20 protein-coding genes are annotated in these 24,997 nt (G+C 70.4%); 6 read left to right on the top strand and 14 right to left on the bottom strand.

The genetic code is table 11. From position 1 onward, the window contains the following. Positions 1-15: 15 nt before the first annotated feature. Entirely contained in the window at positions 16-1,524 is a 1,509-nt protein-coding gene (locus OH768_RS02820; protein WP_406449645.1) for a metallophosphoesterase family protein, read from the bottom strand. Positions 1,525-1,613: 89 nt separating this feature from the next. Between OH768_RS02820 and OH768_RS02815 the strand changes: the two genes are divergently transcribed. Then, complete coding sequence (locus OH768_RS02815; protein WP_406449643.1) at positions 1,614-3,902, top strand: zinc-dependent metalloprotease; 2,289 nt, start codon at positions 1,614-1,616, stop codon at positions 3,900-3,902. Positions 3,903-3,919: 17 nt separating this feature from the next. On the opposite strand, the gene OH768_RS02810 is transcribed toward OH768_RS02815, so the two are convergent. From OH768_RS02810 to OH768_RS02800, 3 genes are all read right to left on the bottom strand, one after another. Further along, entirely contained in the window at positions 3,920-4,819 is a 900-nt protein-coding gene (locus OH768_RS02810) for an MHYT domain-containing protein (protein WP_406449641.1), read from the bottom strand. Between the two features lie 161 nt (positions 4,820-4,980). Continuing rightward, positions 4,981-5,163, bottom strand: coding sequence for an antitoxin (locus OH768_RS02805; RefSeq protein ID WP_406449639.1), 183 nt, complete (start codon positions 5,161-5,163; stop codon positions 4,981-4,983). Between the two features lie 97 nt (positions 5,164-5,260). Then, the gene (locus OH768_RS02800; RefSeq protein ID WP_406449637.1) at positions 5,261-6,505 is read right to left on the bottom strand and encodes an MFS transporter; all 1,245 of its coding nucleotides are present in this window, start codon (positions 6,503-6,505) and stop codon (positions 5,261-5,263) included. 284 nt (positions 6,506-6,789) lie between these two features. On the opposite strand from OH768_RS02800, the gene OH768_RS02795 reads away from it, so the two are divergent. Next, positions 6,790-9,189: a M4 family metallopeptidase gene (locus tag OH768_RS02795; RefSeq protein ID WP_406449635.1), complete on the top strand. Its 2,400-nt coding sequence runs from the start codon at positions 6,790-6,792 to the stop codon at positions 9,187-9,189. Positions 9,190-9,250: 61 nt separating this feature from the next. Here OH768_RS02795 and OH768_RS02790 read toward each other — a convergent pair whose 3' ends face one another. The 9 genes from OH768_RS02790 to OH768_RS02750 form a co-directional block, all read right to left on the bottom strand. After that, positions 9,251-10,438: a glycoside hydrolase family 64 protein gene (locus OH768_RS02790; protein WP_406449633.1), complete on the bottom strand. Its 1,188-nt coding sequence runs from the start codon at positions 10,436-10,438 to the stop codon at positions 9,251-9,253. Positions 10,439-10,603: 165 nt separating this feature from the next. Next, positions 10,604-11,365, bottom strand: coding sequence for a dienelactone hydrolase family protein (locus tag OH768_RS02785; RefSeq protein ID WP_406449631.1), 762 nt, complete (start codon positions 11,363-11,365; stop codon positions 10,604-10,606). 102 nt (positions 11,366-11,467) lie between these two features. Further along, complete coding sequence (locus OH768_RS02780; RefSeq protein WP_406449629.1) at positions 11,468-12,088, bottom strand: L-threonylcarbamoyladenylate synthase; 621 nt, start codon at positions 12,086-12,088, stop codon at positions 11,468-11,470. A 239-nt stretch (positions 12,089-12,327) separates the two neighbouring features. Beyond that, the gene (locus OH768_RS02775) at positions 12,328-13,554 is read right to left on the bottom strand and encodes a cytochrome P450 (protein ID WP_406449627.1); all 1,227 of its coding nucleotides are present in this window, start codon (positions 13,552-13,554) and stop codon (positions 12,328-12,330) included. Then, entirely contained in the window at positions 13,551-14,768 is a 1,218-nt protein-coding gene (locus OH768_RS02770) for a cytochrome P450 (protein WP_406449625.1), read from the bottom strand. The genes OH768_RS02775 and OH768_RS02770 overlap by 4 nt, the downstream gene beginning before the upstream one ends. Further along, entirely contained in the window at positions 14,765-15,373 is a 609-nt protein-coding gene (locus OH768_RS02765; protein ID WP_406449623.1) for a GTP-binding protein, read from the bottom strand. The genes OH768_RS02770 and OH768_RS02765 overlap by 4 nt, the downstream gene beginning before the upstream one ends. Beyond that, positions 15,345-15,707 (bottom strand): DUF742 domain-containing protein, encoded by a 363-nt coding sequence (locus OH768_RS02760; protein WP_406449621.1) that lies wholly within the window; start codon positions 15,705-15,707, stop codon positions 15,345-15,347. Before OH768_RS02760 ends, OH768_RS02765 begins: the two co-directional genes overlap by 29 nt. After that, positions 15,704-16,126, bottom strand: a complete 423-nt coding sequence (locus OH768_RS02755) for a roadblock/LC7 domain-containing protein (RefSeq protein WP_406449619.1) — start codon at positions 16,124-16,126, stop codon at positions 15,704-15,706. Before OH768_RS02755 ends, OH768_RS02760 begins: the two co-directional genes overlap by 4 nt. Then, the gene (locus OH768_RS02750) at positions 16,123-17,592 is read right to left on the bottom strand and encodes an ATP-binding protein (RefSeq protein ID WP_406449617.1); all 1,470 of its coding nucleotides are present in this window, start codon (positions 17,590-17,592) and stop codon (positions 16,123-16,125) included. Before OH768_RS02750 ends, OH768_RS02755 begins: the two co-directional genes overlap by 4 nt. 421 nt (positions 17,593-18,013) lie before the next feature. On the opposite strand from OH768_RS02750, the gene OH768_RS02745 reads away from it, so the two are divergent. From OH768_RS02745 to OH768_RS02735, 3 genes are all read left to right on the top strand, one after another. Then, positions 18,014-19,363 carry a transaminase gene (locus OH768_RS02745; RefSeq protein WP_406449615.1) on the top strand — a complete coding sequence of 450 codons (1,350 nt, stop codon included), beginning with the start codon at positions 18,014-18,016 and terminating at the stop codon, positions 19,361-19,363. Between the two features lie 24 nt (positions 19,364-19,387). Then, positions 19,388-19,828: an Lrp/AsnC family transcriptional regulator gene (locus tag OH768_RS02740; protein ID WP_406449613.1), complete on the top strand. Its 441-nt coding sequence runs from the start codon at positions 19,388-19,390 to the stop codon at positions 19,826-19,828. An 82-nt stretch (positions 19,829-19,910) separates the two neighbouring features. Next, positions 19,911-22,157: an MMPL family transporter gene (locus OH768_RS02735; RefSeq protein ID WP_406449611.1), complete on the top strand. Its 2,247-nt coding sequence runs from the start codon at positions 19,911-19,913 to the stop codon at positions 22,155-22,157. 1 nt (position 22,158) lies between these two features. Here OH768_RS02735 and OH768_RS02730 read toward each other — a convergent pair whose 3' ends face one another. Further along, positions 22,159-23,262 carry a PP2C family protein-serine/threonine phosphatase gene (locus tag OH768_RS02730; protein ID WP_406449609.1) on the bottom strand — a complete coding sequence of 368 codons (1,104 nt, stop codon included), beginning with the start codon at positions 23,260-23,262 and terminating at the stop codon, positions 22,159-22,161. Between the two features lie 159 nt (positions 23,263-23,421). On the opposite strand from OH768_RS02730, the gene OH768_RS02725 reads away from it, so the two are divergent. Continuing rightward, complete coding sequence (locus OH768_RS02725; protein WP_406449607.1) at positions 23,422-24,957, top strand: DUF4331 family protein; 1,536 nt, start codon at positions 23,422-23,424, stop codon at positions 24,955-24,957. The last annotated feature ends 40 nt before the right edge of the window (positions 24,958-24,997 follow it).

The following is a 24,997-nucleotide window of genomic DNA, read 5'->3' as shown; positions in this document are numbered from 1 at the left end:
GTTGCGGGCGTGTGATCAGCGCAGCGGGATGGTGATCTCGTCCTCGACCGGCGGGTCGACCTCCTGGGCGCGGTTTCCGGTGGCCGCGAAGCAGCGCAGGCGGATGGCTTCCGGGGTGACGTCCAGCCGCAGGAAGCACTTGAAGAACGGCGGGCTGTACGTCACCGAGCTGGGCGAGAAGAGTTGCGTGTAGATCTTGCGCACCGGGAGGCGGAAGCGCGAGCGGCGGTCGGGGCGGCCCCCGGCGCCCAGCAGGCTCGCGACCAGGCGGACGCGGCGGGTGATCCGGACGGGCGGGCCCGGGGTGCGGGTCGGCGGGATACCGAGGCGCTCGCAGATCACGGCCGACGCCTCGGCCTCGGTGAGGGTGAAGAAGCGGCGCAGGTGCAGTCGGCGCCCGTAGAGCCTGCTGTAGAAGGCCAGGGAGTCGCCGCGCAGCGGATAGCAGCGGAAGTCCTGCTCGGTGACGTTGCCGATGTCGACGCGCGGGACGGTGTGGGTCGCGTGCATGAACGCGCCGCCGCCGCCCGAGACCACGTACTGGAGCGTGCGCCCGTCCGTCAACTGGACTGGATAGCGCTGGTAGTTGTGGATGTCGCCGCCGATCGCCGCCACGAAGTGGTGGTCCGGATCGCGGACGATGTCGTCGACCGTGCCGCCGCCCTCGATGGCACAGGGGTCGTACTTGCCGTCCACATACAGCGGCGAGCCGGTGACGAGGATCTTCGGCGTCGGCCCCTTCGCCACCTCGCGCAGCCAGGCGCCCTGTTCGGCGTCGATCGTGCCCAACAGGCCGGTGTCGATGCCGATGATCCGCACCGGTCCCGCGTCGATCGCCCAGTACGGGCCCGGCTGGACGGCCTGTTGGAGCGGCGAGGAGCGCAACTCCCGTTCCTTGTCCAGTTGTTCGCCGTCGGTCGGGCGGGGGTGGTGCCACAGGAGTGAGCGCCACCAGGCCCGCGTCAGCGGACGCGGCTTCGGCTCCGGCGCGGGCAGGGCGGGCGCGTCGTCGCAGAAGACGCGCATGAAGCCGCCGAGACCCTCGTACCAGTCGTGGTTGCCGGGTATCGCGTAGATGGGTGCCGGATAGTCCTGGTACGGACGGAAGAACTTCGTGCCGTAGTCGTCCGCGGTGCCGACGGGATAGATGACGTCGCTGGCCATGACCGCGAAGTCCGTCCCCTGACTGGCCTTCAGAAACCCTGGCACGACGGCGTATTGGGGATCGTCGCCCTCACCCGTGTCACCGATGACCATGAAGGAGAAGGTGTCCGCGTCGCCGCGCCGGATCACCTTGTCGGCGGGGGCGCCGGCGGCCGTGCGCTGCGCGACCCAGCGGCTGCGGGTGTCGCCGGTCGGATCCCCGAACCAGGACGCCAGCACGCCGTTGCGGGCGGCCCACAGGGTCTTCGGACTGAGCCACGAGACCTTCTCGACGTGGGACGGCATGAGCTGCTGGTACGCGCCGCGCTCCGCGGTGCCCCAACCGGCGCCTTCGGCGGTATCGCGTGAAGATTCAGACACCGGCGAACCGTAACAATGAGCCATGGCGGGGCGAGAGGCGGGGGCCTGGCAACATCAACTCGACGACGCTCAACCGAAAGGCCCCCCGCATGTCCGGCGAAGCCGACTTCATCGATCTGCTCCCTGATCCCGAACTCCGGTCGGACCGGCTGCTGTTGGGCATCCGCCACTTCGACGAGCCCTTCCTCCTCACCGTTTCCCTCTCCCAGGGCCTGGGCTCCAGCGACCTGTGGCTGGACCGGGGCAGGGCGGGCAAGGCGCGGCTCGCGGAGTTCCGCCGGATCGGCGACCGGGTCCTGTTCGCCGTACGCAACAAGCACTTCCTCACCTCCGGCGACGAGGCCGCCGTACGGGCCGGGGGCGAGTCGTTCGCGCTGTCCGTGGTGTGGAGCGGGCCCGTGCTGCGGGAGGAGAACGGGACGGTGGTCGTCGACGCGACCGGCCTGGTCCTCGCCGACCACGACCGGGTCGCCGAGCATCTGCACGCGCACGAGCAGGGCGACTACACGATCGACGAGTCGGCGAGCCTCCCGCTCGTCGCCGACAGCCGCACCGGGCCGCGCGCCGTCCGGCTGCCCGCGCTCCTCACCTTCCGGGGCCCGGGCCGGGGCCGGGCGGTGCAGGCCGTGGCCGCCGACCCGCGCGCCCTCACCGTCGTCCAGCAACTCAACCTGATGCGGCTGCCCGCGACCCCGCTGCCCGTCCGCCGCTATCACCCCGCCTCGGGCGGTTATGGCATCGGCTACGCCGACCACGGCCTCGTCGGCCGGGCGGGCACCCAGGTCAGGTTCCAGCCCCGCTTCCGCGCGGAACCCGGCGGCGACCCGATCGTCTTCCAGGTGGACCCGGCTGTCCCCGAACCCTTCCGCTCGGCGGTCGTCGAGGGCGGCAACTGGTGGCAGCGGGCCTTCGCCCGGATCGGACTCCCGGACGCCTACCGGGTCGAGACCGGCGGCGCCGGCTTCGACCCGTACGAGCCCGGCGTCAACGGCGTGGTCTGGGTGCACCGGACCGGCCGCGGCTGGTCCCTCGGGCAGGGGCTGACCGACCCGCGCACCGGCGAGATCCTGCACGCCCGGGTACGCCTCGGCTCCCAGCGCGTCGAGCAGGTCCGCGCGCTCGGCGAGGCCCTCCTCGCCCCCTACGGCCGCCCGGACGAGGCCGAACGGCTGGCCGCCGTCGAGGAGTTGGTGCTCGCCCGGCTGCGCCAGCTGGCCGCGCACGAGATCGGCCACGCACTCGGCTTCATGCACAACTTCGCCGGTACCGCGCACCCCGAGCCGTCCGTCATGGACTACCCGCACGCCCGCATCCACGTCACCGAGGAGGGCGATCTCGATCTCTCCGCCGCGTACGGCACCGAACTCGGGCCGTGGGACCACTACTTGGTCGCGCACGCCTACGGACGGTTCGGCGAGGGCGAGGAGGACACCGCGCTCGCCGCACTGCGCCGCGAAGCCGCCGAGGCCGGTCTCACCTACGTCTCCGACGAGGACGCCCAGGGCCCGCACGCCGCGCACGCCGACGCCGTGCCCTGGGTCGGCGGAGCGGGCGCCCTCCGGGCGCTGGAGACGATGCTGCGGGTCCGCCGTATCGCCCTGGACGGATTCTCCGCCGGGGTGCTGCCGCCCGACCGGCAGACCGGCGAACTGGAGGAACGCGCCGCGCTGTTGCACCTCCTGCACCGGCACGAGCTGGCGGCCGTGGCCCGGCTGGTGGGCGGGGTGCGCTATGCGTACGGGCTCGCGGGCGAGGCCGGCCGGGGCACGGAGGCCGTCGACGCGGCCACTCAGCACACGGCACTGACCCGACTCGCCGGACTGCTGCGTGCCGAACAACTCACCCTGCCGCGCGCGGTGTTGGACACGCTCACCCCGCCCGCGATCCGCTACGGCCGGACGGACCAGTACCTCGACACGGGTGCCGGACGGATCTTCGACCCCTTCGAAGCCGTACGGGCCGCGACCGCCCTGGTGACCCAGCAGTTGCTGGACCCGGCCCGGCTCAACCGGGTGGCCTGGCAGCACGCGGCCGACCCCGCCGTGCCCGGCGTCGTGGAAATCGTCGACGCGCTCCTCGCCACGACTTGGCGCCGGAGCGACCCAGTGCCCGGGGAGCTGCCCGGCGGGACCGCCGGGCAGCACGCGGCGGACTGGACCCTCCTGAACCACCTGCTGACCCTGCTCGACGACACCGCGCTGCACATGCCGGTACGCATGTCGTTGCGCGGCGCCGCACGGCGGCTGGCGACAGAGCTGCGCTGCCAGGGCGACGAACAGGCCGGTGAGGCAGGGGAGTTGATCCGCGCCTTCCTCGCCGACCCCGGCTCGGTGCGGCTCGATCCGCTGCCCCGGGTGCCGCCGGGCGCGCCCAACTGAGGTCGCCGTACGCGTCCTTATCGGGGTCTACGGCGGCCGGTGGTCGGACTCGGGCCGTGGCCACCGCTGTTGGTCACCACCCGCCGGGGTGTTGCGGCGTCCCGTCCGGTGAAGGCCGAATCCGGTTGCCCGTCACCGGGCTGCGGGGTGATGGGATGCCGGGCGATGGAACGGTCCCAGTTGCCCTCGCCCATCACCAGCAGTGGGTCGAACATCACGACGACCCCGGCCAGCAGCAGGAAGATGATCGGTCCCAGCAGCATGGGCAGCAGCAGCGAAGTGGCCGAGTCGCCCGTCCACGCCCCGCCGGTGCCGTGCAGATGGACGCTCACGGCGGCCATGGCCGTGTAGTGCATCCCGGACACGGCCACGCCCATCACCAGGCTGGCGCCCAGACTCGCGAGGAAGCCCCGGATGGAGACGGCCGCCCACAGGGCCGCCGTCGCGGCGACGATCGCGATCGCGATGGAGAGCGCGACCGTGCTGGTCCGGTACTCGATGCTGCCGTTCAACTGCAGGGCGGACATGCCCAGATAGTGCATCGCGGCGACCCCGAGGCCGGTGATCACCCCCGCCGCGGTGAGCGTGCCGGTGGTGGCGCCGCGATACCCCACGGCGAACACCCCGACGGCGACCATGACGATCGCCACGGCCAGACTCAGCACCGTGAGGCCGACGTCGTAGCCGATGCGGGTCTCCTCGACCTGGAAGCCGAGCATCGCGACGAAGTGCATCGTCCAGATGCCGCTGCCGATCGAGGTCGCGCCCAGCGCGAGCCAACCCGCCTTCCAGGAACGTTCGTTGTGCAGGGACCGCACCACGCAACGCAGTCCCAGAGCACCTCCCAGGCAGGCCATCAGATAGGCCGCCACCGGAGTCACCGCACCGTAGCGGAACCCGTCGATCGTGCCTTGCATGAGCCAACTCCCCCCAGAGTCCTGGCTTCTTGTGGGGGGAGTATGTACGAGCCGGGGCCGGGCCGCGCACCGCTTTCACATCTGTAGTTGACGAAGTCTCCACTTTCAGGGACCACTTGGGGCGCATCGGGGGCGATACGCGGACAGATGCGGTCAGGCGGTCAGGGCTGTTGCGGCTTCTCGCGGTCGATGAAGTCCTTTGTCTTGTCCTGCGCCATGTCGACCTGCTTGGCGTGCTTGCCGCTGGTGCGTTCGTCGATCATGTCTCCCGCCTTGTCCACGCCCTGCTTGGCCTTGTCGGGGTTCTGGCCGAGCATTCCCTTGACCTTTTCCATGAACGACATGGGTGTCCTCCTTCGGACGTGCGTTGGCCCTCCCAGCATCCCCCGCGTTCGCGCGAGCCGCATTTCGGTGCCGGGCGGGGCCGGCCGCCACCCGGCATCAGGCGGGCACGAGCGGTTCGTGTTCGTCGGTGGCGCGGGCCCCGCGGATGGGGGACACCGTGAGCGCGAGCGCCTGGAGGACCGCTCCGGTCAGCCCCACTGACAGGGCGAACCGGTAACCGACGTGGTCGGCGAGGAGCCCGCCCAGCGGCGCCCCGATCGCCACCATTCCCCAGTTGAACGAGCGGATCGTGGCGTTCATCCGGCCCCGCAGCCGGTCGGGCGTGACCGCCTGGCGATAGCTCATCTCCACCGGGCTCTCGAGCGAGATCGCCGCGGACACCACGAAGAAGGCCGCGGACACGCAGACCAGGGCCCACGGCCCGCGGTGGGCGAGCACCAGCGGCAGCCAGCCGACGGCGGCGAGGAGACGGCCCGCGATCAGGGTGGCGCCGACGTCGAGCTTTTTCGCCACCCGCGCCGAGAACGCGCCGCCGAGCACTCCGCCGAGTCCCGCGCAGGCGTAGGTCACGCCCAGGCCGAAGTCCCCGATCCTCAGGTCACGCAGCGCGAAGACGACGAAGACCGTACTGACCACGGTGTTGAAGAGGAGCATCAGATGCGAGGTCAGCGCGATGGACGCCAGGGCCCGGTGACGGTAGACCCAGGCCACCCCCTCCCGCAGCTCACTGACGAGACCGCGCCGCGCGCCCCGGTCGGGCACCGGATCGGGGGCCCGCACCGAGCTGAGCAGCAGACCGGAGGCCAGATAGCCGGCCGCGTCCACGAGAACGGCGAGCGGTGCGCCCAGCAGCTTGATCAGCACGCCGGCGATCAGGGGCCCCGTCGACCCGGCCGCCGCGTCGGCCTGTCCCACCCGGGCGTATCCCGCATTGAGGAGTTCCCTGGGGACCAGCTGTGGCACGTAGGAGTGGTTGGCCGCGTCGAAGAACAGACAGAGCACCCCGAAGGCGAAGACGCACGCGCACAGGGTGGCGATGTCGAGCCGGTCCAGTGCGTACAGCAGCGGAATCGCGCCGAGCAGAGCGGCCCTGCCGAGATCCATGGCCACCATCACCGGCTTGCGCCGACAACGGTCCACCAGGACCCCGGCCATGAGGCCGAAGAGCAGATAGGGCGCCCAGCGGGCCGCGTTGACCAGGCCCACCTCGGTCGCGGACGCGCTCAGCGTGACGGCGGTGAGGATCTGGAGGGCGAGCCCGGACACCTGTGAACCGAACGCCGAGACCGCGGAGGCGGTCCAGAAGCGCGTGTACCCGGGAACGTCCACCAGACGAGGCATGATCGGACCGTACCCGGCGGGACCCGCGCGTCACCTTCGGGGATCACAAGTGGCTTGTCCGCGACGCCAGTTGGACGCGGGGACAGAGGGAAAACCCTTGAGTGCCCCTGCCTTGCGTGACATGGACGGGTCAACACTGTCATTCTCCACGCAGTTACCCCACGGATCCTCCATGGATCGGTCAAAGTTCGGTCGGCCCCGCACAGCTCAGCTCTCCCGGACAGCAGACCCGGCTGTCCGGTCTGTCACCGGCCGCGTCCGCGGCCGTCGCAGGAGGAGTACGAGTGAGACGCATCCCCCGCAAGCGGACCGCGGTTGGAGCCCTGATCTCCACCGCCGCGCTCCTCGCCGTCGGCATCCAGTCGGTTCCGGCGAGCGCGAAGCCCGCGTCCCCCCACCCCAGCCCGCTGCGTACCGGCAGCCTGGAGGCGAAGCTCACCCCGGCACAGCGCACCGCCCTGGTGAAGAGCGCCTCCGCGAACAGCACGAAGACCGCCCGCACCCTCGGCCTCGGTGCCAAGGAGAAGCTGGTCGTCAAGGACGTCGTCAAGGACAACGACGGCACCCTCCACACGCGCTACGAGCGCACCTACGCCGGTCTGCCCGTCCTCGGCGGCGACCTCGTCGTACACACCCCGCCCGCCGCGCAGGCGACCGGCACGGTGAGCGCGACCTTCAACAACAAGCACACCCTCACCGTCCCCTCCACCACCGCGTCCTTCGCCAAGTCGGCCGCCGAGACCAAGGCCCTCACCACCGCGAAGGCCCTCGACGCCAAGGCGCCGAGCACCGACAGCGCCCGGAAGGTGATCTGGGCCGGCGACGGCGCCCCGAAGCTCGCCTGGGAGACGGTGATCGGCGGCTTCCAGGACGACGGCACCCCGAGCCAGCTGCACGTCATCACCGACGCCACCACCGGCAAGGAACTCTCCCGCTTCCAGGGCATCGAGACCGGCACCGGCAACACCCAGTACAGCGGCACGGTCTCGCTGAGCACCACGCTGTCGGGTTCGACGTACCAGCTGTACGACACCACGCGCGGCGGTCACAAGACGTACAGCCTGAACAACGCCACGTCCGGTACCGGCACCCTGATGACGGACGCCGACGACGTGTGGGGCACCGGCGCGGGCTCCAACACCCAGACCGCGGGCGCCGACGCGGCCTACGGCGCCCAGACGACCTGGGACTTCTACAAGAACACCTTCGGCCGCAGCGGCATCAAGAACGACGGCGTCGCCGCCTACTCGCGCGTCCACTACAGCACGGCGTACGTCAACGCCTTCTGGGACGACAGCTGCTTCTGCATGACGTACGGCGACGGCTCGGGCTCCACGCACGCGCTGACCTCGCTGGACGTGGCGGGCCACGAGATGAGCCACGGTGTCACCTCCAACACCGCCGGGCTCAACTACACCGGTGAATCAGGTGGGTTGAACGAGGCGACCTCCGACATCTTCGGCACGGGTGTCGAGTTCTACGCCAACAACAGCAGTGATGTGGGCGACTACCTCATCGGCGAGAAGATCGACATCAACGGCGACGGCACGCCGCTGCGTTACATGGACAAGCCGAGCAAGGACGGCGGCTCCGCGGACAGTTGGTACTCGGGTGTCGGCAACCTCGACGTCCACTACTCGTCGGGTCCGGCGAACCACATGTTCTACCTGCTCTCCGAGGGCAGCGGCACCAAGGTCATCAACGGCACCACCTACACCAGCACCACCTCCGACGGTGTCGCCGTCGCCGGGATCGGCAGGGCCGCGGCCCTGCAGATCTGGTACAAGGCGCTGACGACGTACATGACGTCCACCACCAACTACGCCTCGGCCCGCACGGCCGCGCTCAGCGCCGCCGGGGCGCTGTACGGCACAACGTCCGCCCAGTACGCGGGAGTCGGCAACGCCTTCGCCGGCATCAACGTCGGCAGCCACATCACCGTGCCGACCAGCGGTGTCACGGTCACCAACCCGGGCAGCCAGTCCTCCACCGTGGGTACGGCGGTGAGCCTGCAGGTCGCGGCCAGCTCCACCAACAGCGGTTCGCTGACGTACGCGGCGACCGGACTGCCGACCGGCCTCTCGATCAGCAGCTCCACGGGCGCCATCACCGGCACCCCGACGACGGCGGGCACGTACAGCACCACGGTGACCGTCACCGACAGCACCGGGGCGACCGGCACCGCATCCTTCACCTGGACCGTCAGTTCCAGCGGCGGGGGCGGCAGTTGCACCTCGACGCAGTTGCTCGGCAACGCGGGCTTCGAGTCGGGCAGCACGACCTGGACCGCGACCAGCGGGGTCATCACCAACTCCAGCAGCCAGGCGGCCCGCACCGGTTCGTACAAGGCCTGGCTCGACGGCTACGGTTCGACCCACACGGACACGCTGTCCCAGTCGGTGACGATCCCGAGCGGCTGCACGGGTACGACGTTCACCTTCTACATCCACATCGACACGGCTGAGACCACCACCAGTACGGCTTACGACAAGCTCACGGTCACCGCCGGATCGACCACCCTGGCCACCTACTCCAACCTCAACGCGGCCAGCGGCTACGTGGCGAAGTCCTTCAGCCTGTCGGCCTTCGCGGGTACCACGGTCGCTCTGAAGTTCAGCGGGGTCGAGGACTCCTCGCTCCAGACCAGCTTCGTGATCGACGACACCGCCGTCACGACCAGCTGATCGGCTTCACCTGTTCCGTCCGGCACCCCGCACGCGCCCCCAGGCGTGCGGGGTGTTCCGGTCAGCTCAGCGGGTCCAGCGTGAGATAGGCCTGCTGCGGGTTGCCGTCGTTGACCAGGGACTCCTGGGCGCCGACGTCGTCGAACGCGAAGGCGTACGCCTTGCCGTCCGCCATCTGCGCGTGGATCTTGCGCGCGTAGTGGTTGGTCACCGTGTCCACGTAGAAGTTCGCCGTGGTGGTGTCGGGCTGGTTGGGGTTGACCAGGAGCGTGGAGCGGTTGAAGCCCGCGCACAGGGTGCGCGAAATCGGCCCGCGCACCAGGTCGTTGGGCGCGTCGAGGTACTTGTAGCAGCCGAAGATGCTGGCCGCGTCCGGCTTCTGGAAGGTGGTGACGACCGCACCGGAGCTGTTGGTGAAGTTCATGACGTTGCCCGAGACCCGGCCGTAGTACTTGGTGTTCGGCTGGTCGGCGAACGGTGTCACGGTCAGGGTCGACGACGAGTACTTCGACCAGACGCGGTTGATGTAGTCGTCCATCACGGTGCTGGGCAGGGCGCCTGTCTCAATGCCGTACCCCGGTGAGAGCGCTCGCAGAACGGTGCCGTCGGACCGGGTCTGGATCAGGTTGGCCCAGCCGCCCGGCTGTCCGCGCAGCGCGTTGAAGAACCCGGTGTAGCCACCCGACTTGAGGTGTCCGGTGCTGGCCGTGCTCCCGTCGGACCGCTGCACCCCGACCGCGTACGGCGCCGAGAACATGTCCACCTGGGTGCTGTTGATCCACAGCCCGGAGTCGTTCAGCGTGTACTCGGACCAGTTGAAGAGGATGTTGCGGTTCGGGTCGGTCGGGTTCTGCACGGCCGGCTGCACCAGGCCGCCGGTGGTCAGCTTGAACACCAGCTTCTGGCCGTACGAGAAGTAGATGCGGCCCGAGAACTTGGGGATCCGGATGGTGGTGGACTGTCCGGCCGCCGGTCCCGCGATCGACGCGTCGGGTGCCGGGGTGGGCGGGTTGCCGCCGGCCGGCCAGGCGTGGAACGTGCCGGCCGCGTCGGCCCAACCCTGTTGGCCGGTCGCGAGGTTGGTGCCGAGGTCGTAGATGTAGACCGCGTCACCGCGGCCCGAGTTGTTGGTGATCTTCAGCGGGATCGTGGCGGGTACCGCCGCGTCCGCCGTCAGCGGTGTGGCCAGCGCGAGCATCGTGGCCACCGCGGTCGCGGCGCCCAGTCGGCGCAGGATTCTGCCGAGCACTACTCACCTCCGTGTGGGGGGTGTACGAAAAATTGGTCCGTACCTGTGTGAGAGCGCTCTCAGAGTCGCGCCGAGCCGCGAGCATGTCAATGAGTTGAACGAAAGGTGCCCACGGCAACTCGCGTCGTGGGCACCTGGATTGAATCAGTGAAGGCCGTCTGTCGATCAGAACGTACGGTCCAGCAGATCCAGGAGCGCGACCCAGTGACGCTCGTCGGCCTCCGCGTTGTACGAGGAGGTGTCGGCCTGCGTGTAGCCGTGCTGCGCGCCCGGGTAGACCTCGCAACGGTGCCGGACACCCGCCGCGGTGAGCGCGTCGTCGAACCGCTTGATCTGGTCCTCGGGCAGCGAGGGGTCCTGGTCGGCGTGGCCGAAGTACAGCTCGGCGGTGAGGTGTTCGGCGGCCAGGTGCGGGCTGTTCGGGTCGTCGGTGGCCAGCCGCCCGCCGTGGAAACCGCCCACCGCCGCCACCCGGTCCGGGTAGGCACCGGCGGTGTAGAGCGCGAGGCGGGCGCCCATGCAGTATCCGGTGATCGCGATCGGCCCGTCCACGACCAGCGGGGACTCGGCCAGCCAGCGCAGATAGGCGCCGGCGTCCCGCTCGATCAGTTCGGGGTGCCGGGCAAGCCCCATGATCAACGGGCCCACCTTCTCGAAGATCTCCGGGCGCCCGTCGTGATCGATGAACTCGGGCAGTTCCACCACCGGCGCGCGCCCCTGCCGATAGAACACGTTCGGCACCAGGACCGTGTAGCCGGCCTCGGCCAGCCGGTCGGCCATCGACTTGAGGTGGGGACGCAGTCCGAAGGCGTCCTGGTAGAGCAGCACGGCCGGACGGGGGCGCTCGTCACCGGGATGCACCAGATAGGCGTCGGCGATGCCGTCCTCGGTGGGGATGTCCACGGCTGTGCCCTGCACGGCGGTCATGGCGGGGGTGCCTCCCAGCGGTTCGGCGCCGGGCCCGCTGCCGGCCCGGAGCGGCGTGTTCCGATCATCGTGGCACGCCCGCCCACGGCCCCGGCGCCGGGGTCACTCGAAGCGGGAGACGTCCCCCGCGCCCTTGCGGACGATCTCGGCCTCGCCGCTGGAGAAGTCGATGACCGTCGTCGGTTCCGTGCCGCAGTCCCCGGAGTCGACCACCGCGTCCACCACGTGGTCGAGCCGGTCCTTGATCTCCCAGCCCTGGGTCATCGGCTCTTCCTCGTCGGGCAGGAGCAGGGTGCTGGACAGCAGCGGCTCGCCCAGCTCGGCCAGCAGCGCCTGGGTGACGACATGGTCGGGGATGCGCACGCCCACGGTCTTCTTCTTCGCGTTCAGCAACTGGCGCGGCACCTCCCTCGTCGCCGGGAGGATGAACGTGTAACTGCCGGGCGTGGACGCCTTGATGGCGCGGAACACGTCGTTGTCGATGTGCACGAACTGGCCCAGCTGGGCGAAGTTCTGGCACACCAGCGTGAAGTGGTGCCGGTCGTTCAGATGCCGGATCGTACGGATCCGCTCCATGCCCTCACGGTTGCCGAGCTGGCAGCCCAGCGCGTAGCAGGAGTCGGTCGGATACGCGATCAGCGCGCCCGTCCGCACACTGTCCGCGACCTGCGAGATGGTGCGCGGCTGCGGGTTGTCCGGGTGCACGTCGAAGTACTTGGCCACCCGCCGAGCTTATGCCGTACGGCCACGGGTCGCCGCGCCGGCCCTCACACCGCCCGATTCGCGCGGGCGTACCCCGGCGAAACCGGGGAAGCCGACCAGTGCGCTCGGGGCTCTCCCCCGAACCCGGGCAGGACGGCTCCGCCGGCGGCTCCCCTCCGAGGCCGCGGCGGAGCCGTTCCGGCGCCGGGTGCGCGAGCGGCCGTACGGGTCGGTCGTCGGCCGCGCCACGCCGTCCCCGCTCAGCCGCGCAGCCGTACCGGGATCTCCTGCCAGCCGAAGGCGATGAAGGACGGCACCTGGCGCAGGGTGGCCGCGTCGACGGCGAGGCGGGCGTCCGGGAAGCGGTCGAAGAACGCGGGCAGCGCGGTCAGGGCCTCCACCCGGGCCAGCGGCGCGCCGATGCAGCGGTGCACGCCGATGCCGAAGGACAAGTGGTCGTCGGCGCCGCGGGCCGCGTCGAAGACGTCAGCGTCGGGGCCGTAGTGCGCGGGGTCGAGCCCGGCCGCCGCGTACGTGGTGATGATGGCGTCCCCGGCCGGGACGGTGATGTCGCCGACGGTGAGGTCACTGACCGCGAACCGGAGCGGCAGCGAGGCGATGGACGGGTGGACGCGCAGGGTCTCGTCGACGACCGCGTCCCAGCCGATCTCCCCGGAGCGTACGTCCGCGAGCTGCTCGGGGCGCTTGAGCAGGGCGACGATCGCGTTGCCGATGAGGTTGACGGTCGTCTCGAAGCCCGCGCCGATCACCAGCAGCAGTGTGTACAGCAGTTCCTCGTCGCTGAGCCGGTCGCCGTCCTCGTCCCGCACCCGGATCAGCTCCGTGGTCAGGTCGTCGCCGGGGTGCTCGCTGCGGTGGGCGATCAGCGCGGGCAGCACGGTGCCGATCTGCTGCTGCACGAACGCCGCGTGCTCCGGAGAAGGATCGGAAGTGTCCATGATGGCCGCGATCAGCCGCCCGGTGTCGCCCACCAACTCGTCCGGTACGCCGAAGAGTTCACAGATGATCCGCATCGGCAGGGGATGGGCGAGCGCGGCCCTGATGTCGACCGTCTCGGCGTCGTCGGCCGTCACCGCGTCCAGCAGCTCCGCCGTGATCGTCTCCACCCGGGCCCGCATCGCCTCGGTGCGCCGGTGCGTGAAGCTCGGCGCCACGAGTTTGCGCAGTCGGGCGTGGTCGGCGCCGTACGTGGAGAGCATGTTGATGACGCCGATCCAGCCCAACACCCAGCCCCAGGAGGGGTGTTCGCCGATCTCGGGCCACAGGCGCCAGTGCAGCCGGGGGTCCCTGCTGACCTGCGGGTCCAGGATCAGTTCCTTCAGGGTGTCGTAGCCGGTGGGCGCCCAGGCGGGGATGCCGCCGGGCAGTTCGACGGGCACGATCGGGCCGAGGGCACGCAGCTTGGCGCTCTCGGCGGCCATGTCGGCGCCGAACGGGTCGAGGGCGATGCGGTCGGACACGGTCACGACGGGTCTCCTGGCTGGTCGGGGGAGCGGGGGCTGAACCGCACGGGCAGCGATGTGAGCGAGCGGTGGAAGGGTCCGGGACGCCAGGTCAACTCCGCGCGCGGTACGACGGGTTCGAGGTCGGGCAGCCACAGGGTGAGGCGTTCGATCGCCTCCGTCGCGATGAGCAGCGTGTGCCGCTTGACCGGGCAGGCGTGCGGGCCCGCCGACCACGACAGGTGCGAGGCGTCCTTGGGATGCCGGCCGCTGACGACCTCCCGCTCGGCGAAGTGCGCGAGCGCGCCGTACGAGACGACGACCGGTATGGCCGGCCTGATCCACACGCCGTGGAAGGTGACGGGCGAACGGGCGTAGTGGATCCCGTAGTTGGCGAGCGGGGTCTCGTGGTGCAGGACCTCCACCACGGCGTCCATGACCGGGCGGGCGCCGCTGGTCAGCGTGGAGTAGTAGACCGAGGTGCCGAGGATGCGGGACAGGGCGTTGGACACCAGGTTCGCGGTCGGCTCGTGACCCGCGCCCAGGGTGAGGAACACCTGCCAGGCGACCTCCTCCGGACTCAGCCCGGCCGGGTGGTCCAGGAGCCAGCTCGGCAGGTCGTCGCCCCGTAACTCGGCCTTCGAGGCGATGAGTTCGAGGACGTAACCGCCGAACTCGGCCTCGCCCTCGGCCGCTTGGGCACCGCCCTCCATCATCATGCCCAGCGCCCGGTCCAGCCGCTCGCTCTGGCTGTCGGGCAGTCCGAACAGGCTGTTGAAGACCAGCGCCATCAGCGGCCGGGCGAACTCGCCCACCAGATCGGCCTGTCCGCGCGGCCCGATCCGGCTCACCAGGACATGGACCGCCCGGTGCACCCGGGCCCGCAGGTCGTGCGGTTCGATCCGGTCGAAGGCGTCGATCAGCGAGGCACGGTAGCGGACGTGCGCGGCGCCGTCCGCGAACAGGGAGTTGGGCCGCCAGCGCATCATCCCGAGGACCGGCGAGTCCTCCGCGACCGTCGACTCCCACGGCCGGGGATCGTGCGAGAACGTGACGGTGTCGCGCAGCAGCTCCAGCGCGGCCCGCCGCTCGGTGACGACGTACGCCGGTACGCCCGGGGCCAGTTCGGCCCAGCCGACCGGGCCCTGGGCGCGCAGGGCGGCGTAGTAGCCGTAGGGATCCAGCGCGAAGCCGTCCTCCCACAGCCGGACGGGGCGGGTGGGGGATGAAGTGGTCACCGGTGCTCCGGGGGGTCGCGGTCGATCAGGTGCTGGACCAGGGCGAGCAGGGCGTCGATCGAGGAGTTCGCGTCCCGGGCGTCGCAGGTGACCAGCGGGGTGCCGGGCGCGAGGTCCAGGGCGGCGCGCAGCTGTTCGTCGGTGTGGTGCCGGGGCGCGTCCGGGAAGGTGTTGAAGGCGACGGCGTACGGCAGCCCGCTCTCCTCCACGAGACCGAGCATGTCGAAGGAGGCGTCGATACGGCGGCTGTCGACCAGGACCAGCGCCCCGAGCGCGCCGTGGGCGATGTCCTCCCACAGAGCCCGGAACCGCTCCTGCCCGGGCGTGCCGAAGAGGTACAGCACGATCCCGCCCGGCAGGCTGAGCCGCCCGAAGTCGATGGCGACGGTCGTCGTCGACTTCTCCCGCACCCCGTCGAGATCGTCCACGTGGACGGACGCCTCGGTCAGCCGCTCCTCGGTGTGCAGCGGCCGGATCTCCGACACCGAGTCGATCAGGGTCGTCTTGCCCACCCCGAACGGGCCCGCGATCAGGATCTTGACCAACTCCTGTGCGGTGTCCGGCAGATGGATGCCGCTAGTCGTGCTTGAGGGCGCGTAGGCCATCGGCCACTCTCTTCAGCAGGTCGGGGTCGAAGCGTTCGGCGGGCGGGATCGGGGCGCGGGCGAGGACCAGGCCCCGGTCGAGGAGACCGGCGGCCAGGACCCGTACCGCGGAGACCGGCAGCTCCAGCAGGGCCGCCGCCTCCAGTACCGTCAGCGAACCGCCGAGCAGGGCGTCCAGCAGGGCGAGTTGAGCCGCGGGCAGTCCGGCCGGGACGGGCTCGCCGCTGCCGGAGAGCACCGTCAGCCGCTCCAGCTGCGGGCGGCTCGGCCGGGCCACCCCGCCGGTCGAGAGATACGCGGGAACCAGGGGACGGCCGCCGCGGCGGCCCGTCATGCCGACGCGCCGCCGTCAACTCCCCGCGGAGCGGCGGCCATCGCCTTCTCGCCCAGCCGTGCCACCTGCGAGTGCACCCGGTGCGCGAGCAGATCGAGACGCACCTCGGTGTCGCCGTAGGCCGCCACACAAGTCCCGTGATCCGTAGGGACGATGAGCACATACCCGTGGTCCGACTCGATCACCACCTGCCGGATCTCGGCGCCCTCCCGGTCGGCGAACGCCGCCGCGGCGGTACGGCACGCCCCCTGCACCGTGCTGGTGATCGCGGCCACCCGCTCGCCCGAGGCCTGGGACAGCGCGTCGGTGTACCCCCGCACCAGCCCGTCCCGGGTCAGCAGCACCGCGGCCACCACATGCGGCACCTCCAGGATCGGATCGAGCACCCACGCCGTGTCGCCCCCATCGCGGCTGATCATCTAGCCGCTCCCCCCTTGTAGTCGTTCCCGTGGTTCTTCTGATCGAGGTCGCGCACCGCCGGTCGCGGTCCCGCGGACTCTTCGTCTACGACGGTTCCGGCGCCGTCACTCGCGGCGCGCGCGGCGGCCGTGCCGGACTGGAGCGCGCCGAGCGCGGCGGCGGCCTGCTCCGGGCGCCACTCCGGCCGCGCCGGGGCGGCCCGAGTGTCCTGGGCGGGACGGGCGTTCCGCGCGTTCGCGGTGGCGACCGCCGCACGGCGGCGCCGTCGAGGGAGTCCGCCGGCGTCGGGCAGGGCCTGGTGTCCGGGCACGTCGGCCGCGGCCCGTTCGTCGTGTTCGGCGCCGTAGGAGTGGGCCGGGGCGGGCGCGGGCGCGCGGGTGGGAGCGGGGGCCGGGCGGGTGGAGCGCGGGGCGCCCGCCGCGGGCGGCTGCCGCTCGGGGTCGATCCTGCTGAGGAGGTGGCTGTCGATCCGCAGGACCGCGCGGACACCGCCGTACGGGGAGGGCGAGGACACGTCGACACCGAGGTCGAACTGCCGGGTGAGGCGGCCGATCGCGGCGAACCCCATGCGCGGCGGGTCGCCCAGGTCGGTGAGCAGGACCGGGTCGGTACCGGCCACCGTCCGCCGGGCGTGCTCGCGTTCGTCCGGGGTCATGCCCACGCCCGCGTCGTCGACGGTGACGCAGACGCCGTGATGGACGTGCTCCAGGTTGACCACGACCTCGGTGTCCGGGGCGGAGTGCCGCAGCGCGTTGTCGAGGAGCTCGGCGACGATGATCGCGACCGGTTCGACGGCGTGCGAGACCAGCGCGGTACCGGCTTCGAGGTGGTTGTTCACCCGCACCCGGTGGTATCCGACGAGCCGGGCCTGCCCGCCGGTCACCGCCTCGACGAGGTGCGAGTCCTCACGGGCGAGCCCGACCCAGGCTCCGCACACGACCGCCGTGACCTGCGCCCGGCGCAGCGACTGCTCGTTCTCGTGGTCCAGCATGAACAGGGTCTGCGTCAACTCCGGGTCGTCATACCGCTGTTGGAGCGCGCGCAGAGCGTCCTGCAAGCGGTACAGCGCGGCCTGGATCTCCCGGGTGGCCCCGCGCATCCCGGCCTGCGCGGCGGCGTCGACACGGGTGCGCTGCGCGGTGAGTTCCGAACGCAGGGTGGTGAGCACGTTCTCGAGGGCGATCCCGAGAGGCGAACCGATGAACTGCGGCTGCGCCGGTCCCGGCACGGCCACCCGCGGATGCGTCAACTGCCGGGCGACGGCCGGGATCCGCTGGACGGCGAGATGCTCGACCTCGGCCACCAACGCCGTCTGAACACCGGCCAGTCGGTCCCGCAGATCCGCGATCTCCGCGCGCTGCAGGGCACGTTGACGCCGCGACCGCAGCAGACCGGCGCCGAGCGCCAGCGCGGACAGCGTGCCGGCGGCGAGCGCACCGGTCACCAGGTCCGGTAATTCGGTCATCGAATCGAGTCCAAGCGAAGTCGGGCAGGGCTGGGTTCGAGCCCCTGAGGCGGGGCGCCCGGAGCACAGTACACACCGTCATCGACCGCTCTCGCACGGTGTAACAGGAGTTCCCTTCGAAACTGACAGCTCTCTGTTCACTTCTGCGTCAAGTGTCTGAAATGGCGTGTGGGGAAAGGGAGTTGAGTCGCCGGGGTCGGTGGACCAGGCACGGCGATCGGGCGGGACCTGCTCCACCCGCCGGCCGGGATCGGCGGTTCGGCAGGCTCACCGCACGCCCCCTGAACCTCGCGGGCCGTGCGATGGGGCACGGGCACGAATCGATCGTTCCGACAGCCGATTCCGCAGCCATCCCTTGCCAGTGCGGCGCTTTCAGTCGTATCGTCCGGACATTCCGTCGCCGACACCATCGGGGTATCCCATGGACCGCACTCGACTCCAGGACCTGCTCGCCCGGGAGAGCGCCGAGGCCGAGCGGCTCAATCCGCGCTCCAAGGCCGCCTACGCCCGTGCCGAGCATCTCTTCGGGCGGGTGCCGATGACCTGGATGAACAAGACCGCCGGAGCCTTCCCCCGCTACCTCGACACCGCTCGCGGCGCCCGCGTCACCGACATCGACGGGCACGAGTACATCGACTTCAGCCTCGGTGACACCGGGGCCATGGCAGGCCACTCGCCCGCCGTGGTCGCGGAGGCGGTGCAGCGCCGGTTCGCCGAGCAGGGCGGTGCCACGGCGATGCTGCCCACGGAGGACGCCGAGTGGGTCGGCGCGGAACTCACCCGCCGCTTCGGGCTCGCCCGTTGGAGCTTCTCGCTCACCGCGACCGACGCCAACCGCTGGGCGATCCGGCTCGCCCGGGCCGTCACCGACCGCCCCAAGATCCTGGTGAACAGCTACAGCTACCACGGCAGCGTCGACGAGTCGCTCATCGTCGTCGGACCGGACGGCCGGGGCGTCGCCCGCCCCGGGAACGTCGGCGCCCCCTGCGATGTCACGCTCACCAGCCGCGTCGCCGAGTTCAACGATCCCGCCCAGCTGGTACGGGAGTTGGCGCACGGCGACGTCGCCGCCGTCCTCATGGAACCCGCGCTCACCAACATCGGCATCGTGCTGCCCGAGCCCGGCTACCTGGCCGCCGTACGCGAACTGACCAGGAAATACGGCACGTTGCTCATCATCGACGAGACCCACACCTTCTCCGCGGGACCGGGCGGCTGCACCGCCGCCTGGGACCTCGAACCCGATCTGCTCACCATCGGCAAGGCGATCGGCGGCGGCATCCCGGCCGGCGCCTACGGCCTCTCCGCCGAACTCGCCGACCGGCTGCTCGGCCGCGCCGACCTCGACCTGGTCGACATGGGCGGGGTCGGCGGCACCCTGGCGGGCAACGCGCTCTCCGTCGCCGCGATGCGCGCCACCCTCGAACACGTCCTGACCGACGAGGCGTTCGCCCACATGGCGAAGGTGTCCGAACGCTTCGCCGCCGGTGTCCAGGAGGGCATCGACGCCCACGCGCTGCCCTGGACGGTGAGCCGCCTCGGCGCCCGCAGCGAGTACCGCTTCGCGTCCCCGGCCCCGCGCACCGGCACCGAGTCCGAGGCCGCGGGCGACCCGGAGCTGGAGGACTTCCTGCACCTCTACCTCGCCAACCGGGGCATCCTCCTCACGCCGTTCCACAGCATGGCGCTGATGTGCCCCGACACCACCGAGCAGGACGTCGACACCCACACCCGGATCTTCGCCGAAGCCCTCGCCGAACTTGCCGTCTGACCCAGGGAGTTGGAGAACGAGCACGTGGACGACATCGACCGGGCCATCCTGCGCGAGCTGCAGACCGACGGACGTATCGCCTACGCCGATCTCGGACCGAAGGTCGGTCTGTCGGCGTCGGCCGCCCGGCAGCGGCTCCAACGCCTCTTGGATTCCAAGGCCGTTCAGGTCGTCGGGGTGACCGACCCGATGGCCATGGGCGGCCAGGCCATGGCCATGCTCGGCATCGAGGTGGACGGCGACCCGCGCACGGTCGCCGACGAACTCGCCCTGCGCGACGAGGTGGTGTACTCCGTGCTCACCTCCGGCGGCTTCGACCTGTTCGCGGAAGTGGTCACCCCGGGACCGCGAGACCTGCTGGACTTCGTCAACGACGTCGTGCGGCCGATCGAAGGGGTCAGGAGCGTCCAGTCGTTCCCGTACTTCGGCATCCACACGCACCGGTTCATGTGGGACGTGGGCTGACCCCTGCCCGAGATGCCGGAGTGATCAAACCGGCGTCTAATGGGGACGTCGGAAGTGTCACCCGGCGGAAAAGGCCTAGTTCATGACGCCCACGGATTCCAGCGCAGGAGGCAGCGGGGCCGCAGCCAAGGGGGTGCTGAGGAGGCTGGGGGAGTGGTGCGCCCGGCACTTCGTGATCGTCATCGTGGCCTGGCTCGTGGCGCTGGCCGCGCTCCAGGTCCTCAACAGGTCCTTCGGAGGCGACTATTCGGACGACTTCTCGCTGTCCGGCGTACAGTCCCAGCACGGTCTTCAGGTCCTCAAGGACCACGATCCGGCGGCCGGGGGCTACAGCAGCCAGATCGTCCTCCACGACAAGGACAAACAGCTCACCTCGCTGGGCTCGCAGATGTCCGAGACGATCGGCGACCTGCAGAAGCTCCCGCACGTCCTGTCGGTGCAGAACCCGCTGCCCCAGCCCGGAACGCAGGCGCCGACATCGTCAGGTCAGAACGTGGGGCCCTTGTCGTCCGACGCGAAGACCGGCTATATCACGATCCGTTTCGACGTGCAGCCGTCCACTCTCGGTGACGGCTACCTCCACGGCGTGGACAACTCCGTGAAGCCGCTGCGCGCCGCCGGAGCGCAGGTCGAGTACGGCGGACCGCTCGGCGAACTGGCCCGGCCCGCCGCCGACGACCGGGTGAGCGAAATCATCGGGTTCGCCGTGGCGATCGTCGTCCTGCTGATCGGCTTCGGCAGTGTGATCGCCGCCGCGATGCCCCTGGTGACCGCGCTGATCAGCGTGATCGGAGGACTCGCCTGCCTCGGTCTGCTGGCTGCGGCCTTCACCTTCGCGACGGTGTCACCCACCCTGGCGACGATGATCGGACTCGGTGTCGGCATCGACTACGCCCTGTTTCTGGTCACCCGTCACCGGCAGAACCTCATGAACGGCAGCGATCCCGTGCCCGCCGCCGGACAGGCCACGGCCACCAGCGGCCGGGCCGTCCTCGTCTCGGGCTGCACCGTGATCATCGCGCTCGCCGGACTCTTCGTGTCCGGAGTGCCCTTCATCGGCAAACTCGGGCTCGCCGCCGCCGTGACGGTCGTGTCGGCGGTCATCGGCGCGCTCACCCTCGTGCCCGCCCTGCTCGGGCTCCTCGGCAGGCGGATCGACCGCTACCGGGTGCGCCGACCGGTCGCCGAGACCGACGCCGAGCCGGGCACCGAACCCACGGGCACCTGGCACCGCTACGCGCAGCGCGTGCAACACCGGCCGTGGACCTTCCTCGCGGCGGGCGTCGCCGCCGTGGTCGTCCTCGCGATCCCGGTCTTCTCGATCCAACTCGGGCACATCGGCGACGGCGCGGACCCCACCTCGTTCACCGACCGGCGGGCCTACGACCTGATGACCGACGCCTTCGGGCCGGGCTCCAACGGCCCGCTCACCATCGTCATCGACCAGACGTCCGTCCCGTCCTCCCAGCGCCAGGACCTCACCACCCAGGCGCAGAAGACCCTCGACGGAGTGCAGGGCGCCGCCAAGGTCACCCCGCTGACGACCACAAAGGACGGGGACGTCCTGGTCGGCACCGTCTACTCCAAGCAGTCCCCGCAGAGCGCCTCCACCACGGACCTCACCAACCGGCTGGTCCACGACACCCTCCCGGACGCGGTCTCCGGCACCTCCGCCAAGGGCTACGTCACTGGCACCACGGCAGCGCAGGTCGACTTCCGCGACATCGTGTCGAGTCGGCTGCCCCTGATCATCGGCGTCGTCGTCGCCCTGGCCTTCCTGATCATCCTCGCCGTGTTCCGCGGCCTCCTCGTCGCCCTCAAGGCCGCCGTCCTCAACGTGCTCTCCATCGCGGCGTCCTACGGCGTCGTCGTCGCCGTCTTCCAGTGGGGCTGGGGCGGACCCGCGCTGGGCGTCTCCGGCAAGGTCCCCATCGAGAGCTACGTCCCGATGATGATGTTCGCGATCATCTTCGGCCTGAGCATGGACTACGAGATCTTCCTGCTCTCCCGCGTCCACGAGGCCTGGCTGCGCACCGGCGACGCCGAGGCGTCCGTCGCCCACGCCCTGGAGATCACCGCGCGGGTCATCACCTGCGCCGCGCTGATCATGGTCAGTGTCTTCGCGGCCTTCGTCCTCAGCGACAGCATCGTGGTCAAGATGCTCGGCCTCGGCCTGGCCGTCAGCGTGCTCATCGACGCAACGGTCGTACGCCTGCTGATGGTGCCCGCCGTCATGACCCTGCTGGGCCGGTACGCCTGGTGGACACCCCGGTTCCTGGACCGGATCCTGCCCCACATCGACGCGGAGGGTGAGCAGGAGGCGCGGTGACTCAGTCGTCGGGCGTCAGGACCAGCATGGTGACGTCGTCCCGGATCTCCTCCGAGTACCGCAGCACATCGGCCCACACCCGCTCCGCCAGGTCGGCCGAGTCGCCGTCGGCGAGCGCCGCCAGCCGGCCCGTGAACGGATAGAAGGCACCGCAGGCGTCCCGTGCCTCCCACACCCCGTCGGACGCCAGGAACAGCCGGTCCCCGGGCCGCAGCGGCACGGTGACGGCGCCGAGCGGGCCCGAGTCGGCCAGACCGAGACCCAGCGGCGTCCACGGCAGGATGTCGATCTCCGCGACACGCCCCTCGCGCAGCACCACCGGAGCCGGATGCCCGCAGGCCACGATCCGTACCACCCGCGCGTCCGCCGAGAACTCCAGCAGTACGGCCGTGGCGAACAACTCCGCGTGCGGCGACCGCGCGGAGTCCACCACGAGCCTGCGGTCGAGCCGCGCGGCGACCGATTCGAGGTCCGGCCGGTCGAGCACCGCCTCCCGGAACGCGCCGAGCAGCGAAGCCACCGTCGCCACGGCCGACAGCCCGTGCCCCTGCACATCCCCCATCACCGCCCGCACCCCGAACGGCCCGTCCCGCACGTCGAAGAAGTCACCCCCGACCAGCGTCCCGCGCTGCGCAGCCCGGTACAGCCCCGCACACCGCACCCGCCCCACCCGCTCCGGCAACGGCGGCGCCACGGCCCGCTGCGCGGCCTCGGCGACCGTACGCTCCAGATCGAGTTGGGCGTCCCGCCGACTCCGTACGAACGAGACGAACACACTCAGCAGCGCGACGAAGCAGATGGTCAACAGGTCCGTACTGCCCGGATCGTTGAGGTGGAAGGCCGGAACCGTCAGCAGCGCGACGCTGAGACCGCCGAAGAGCACGGTCGCCACCGGACCGTACGACAGACCGGCCAGCGGCGGAATGGCACCCAGCACAAAACCGATGTCCAGCCGGTTCGGACTCACCAGCGTCGCCACGCCCACACCGACCACCAGCACACCTGGCAGCACCCGCACCCACATGGGAGCCGGCGCGCCCCGCAGCCAGCCGCGCCGGGCCGGCTCCCGGTTCCGGCGCGCCACCAGACCCCGCACCTTTCCCACACCACCACGCTCCTACGACGGGACCGGCCCCGCACGCCGAGCGCCAAATCGATAGATCAACTGAAAGATCCGTCAGATCGGTCAATATTGACCAATCCGCAAAGGGTGGCCGTTCCGAATCCTCGAGCGTCAGGGAAGTTGGCATGGAGGACGGACGGTATGACACCTATCTCCAGGAGCGGTGCGAGGCGCAGGAGCCTCGCGACCCTCGTAGCAGGTGCGCTGACCGCCGGGGGACTCGCAGCCGCCGGCATGACCACGCTGGAACCGGGGGCGGCTTCCGCCTCCAGCCACCGGGAGGCCCCGCTGATCTCGGGGCACCCCAAGTACGACAACACGGACGTGTACGCCTTCGTCAGTCCGGACGATCCGGAGACGACGACGATCATCGCGAACTGGATCCCGTTCGAGGACCCGGCGGGCGGCCCGAACTTCTACACGTTCGCGGACGACGCCCAGTACGACATCCACATCGACAACAACGGTGACGCGCAAGGCGAATTGCTGCTGCGCTACACCTTCAAGACGCACACGAAGAACAAGAAGACGTTCCTGTACAACACCGGCTCGGTCACCAGCCTGGACGACCCGGACCTGAACATCACGCAGACCTACGACATCGACCTGCTCAAGCTGCACAACCAGAGTCTCGTGTCGAAGACGAAGCTCGCCGACGACGTACCCGTGGCCCCGTCGAACGTCGGCAAGGCGTCGATGCCGGACTACGGCACGCTGCGCCAACAGGCGGTCCGTCAACTCGCCCACGGAGGGCGGACGTTCGCCGGCCAGGCGGACGACCCGTTCTTCCTGGACCTGCGCGTCTTCGACCTGCTGTACGGCGGAGACCTCTCCGAGGTCGGCAACGACACCCTCAAGGGCTACGACGTCAACTCGATCGCCGTGCAACTGCCCACCGACATGATCACCGAGTCGAAGCAGCAGCCGGTCGTCGGCATCTGGTCGACCACCCAGCGAAAGAACGCCCAGGGGAACTACGAGCAGGTCTCACGGCTGGGCAACCCGCTGGTCAACGAGGTCGTCAACCCGCTGAAGGACAAGGACAGGTTCAACGCGTCCTCGCCGTGGAACGACAGCCAGTTCCTGAAGAACGTGACCAATCCCGAACTGCCGAAGCTCCTGCAGGCCATCTACAAGATCAAGGCGCCCGCAGAACCGCGCACCGATCTCGTCGATGTCTACCTGAAGGGCGTCAAGGGCCTCAACCGGCCGCCGAACGTGCGACCGGCGGAGATGCTGCGCCTGAACACCTCGGTCAAGCCGACCGCCGACCCGAAGCGACTCGGTGTGCTCGACGGCGACAACGCGGGCTTCCCGAACGGGCGCCGGCTCACCGATGACGTGGTGGACATCTCGCTGCAGGCGGTCGAGGGTGAACTGGTCGGTTCCAAGAACGACTTGGGCGACGCGGTCGACGCCAACGACCAGAGGTTCGGCGCCTCCTTCCCCTACCTGGCCGAGCCGGTCGCCGGTTCGCGGGGCCCGCTCGCAAAGGGCACGGCAGGTGGCAACAGCGTCCGCGACCAGGTGGGCAACGCCCTGCAGCCTGCCGACTCCGCCGACGGCACGAGCAACACCGGCCTGATCGCCGCGTCGGTGGGCTCGGGCGCGGCGGGCATCCTGCTGATCGGCGCGGGTCTGGCGTGGTGGCGTCGGCGCATGCAGCGGCCCAACTGAGCGGCACGGAACGAGAGAGGGCGGGGGCCGCGCTCCCGCC

Origin of the sequence: Streptomyces sp. NBC_01622, assembly GCF_045209635.1 — a bacterium.
GTDB lineage: Bacteria > Actinomycetota > Actinomycetes > Streptomycetales > Streptomycetaceae > Streptomyces.
Note: the sequence above shows the minus strand (reverse complement) of the source record. Positions and strands in the feature narration are given on the sequence as shown.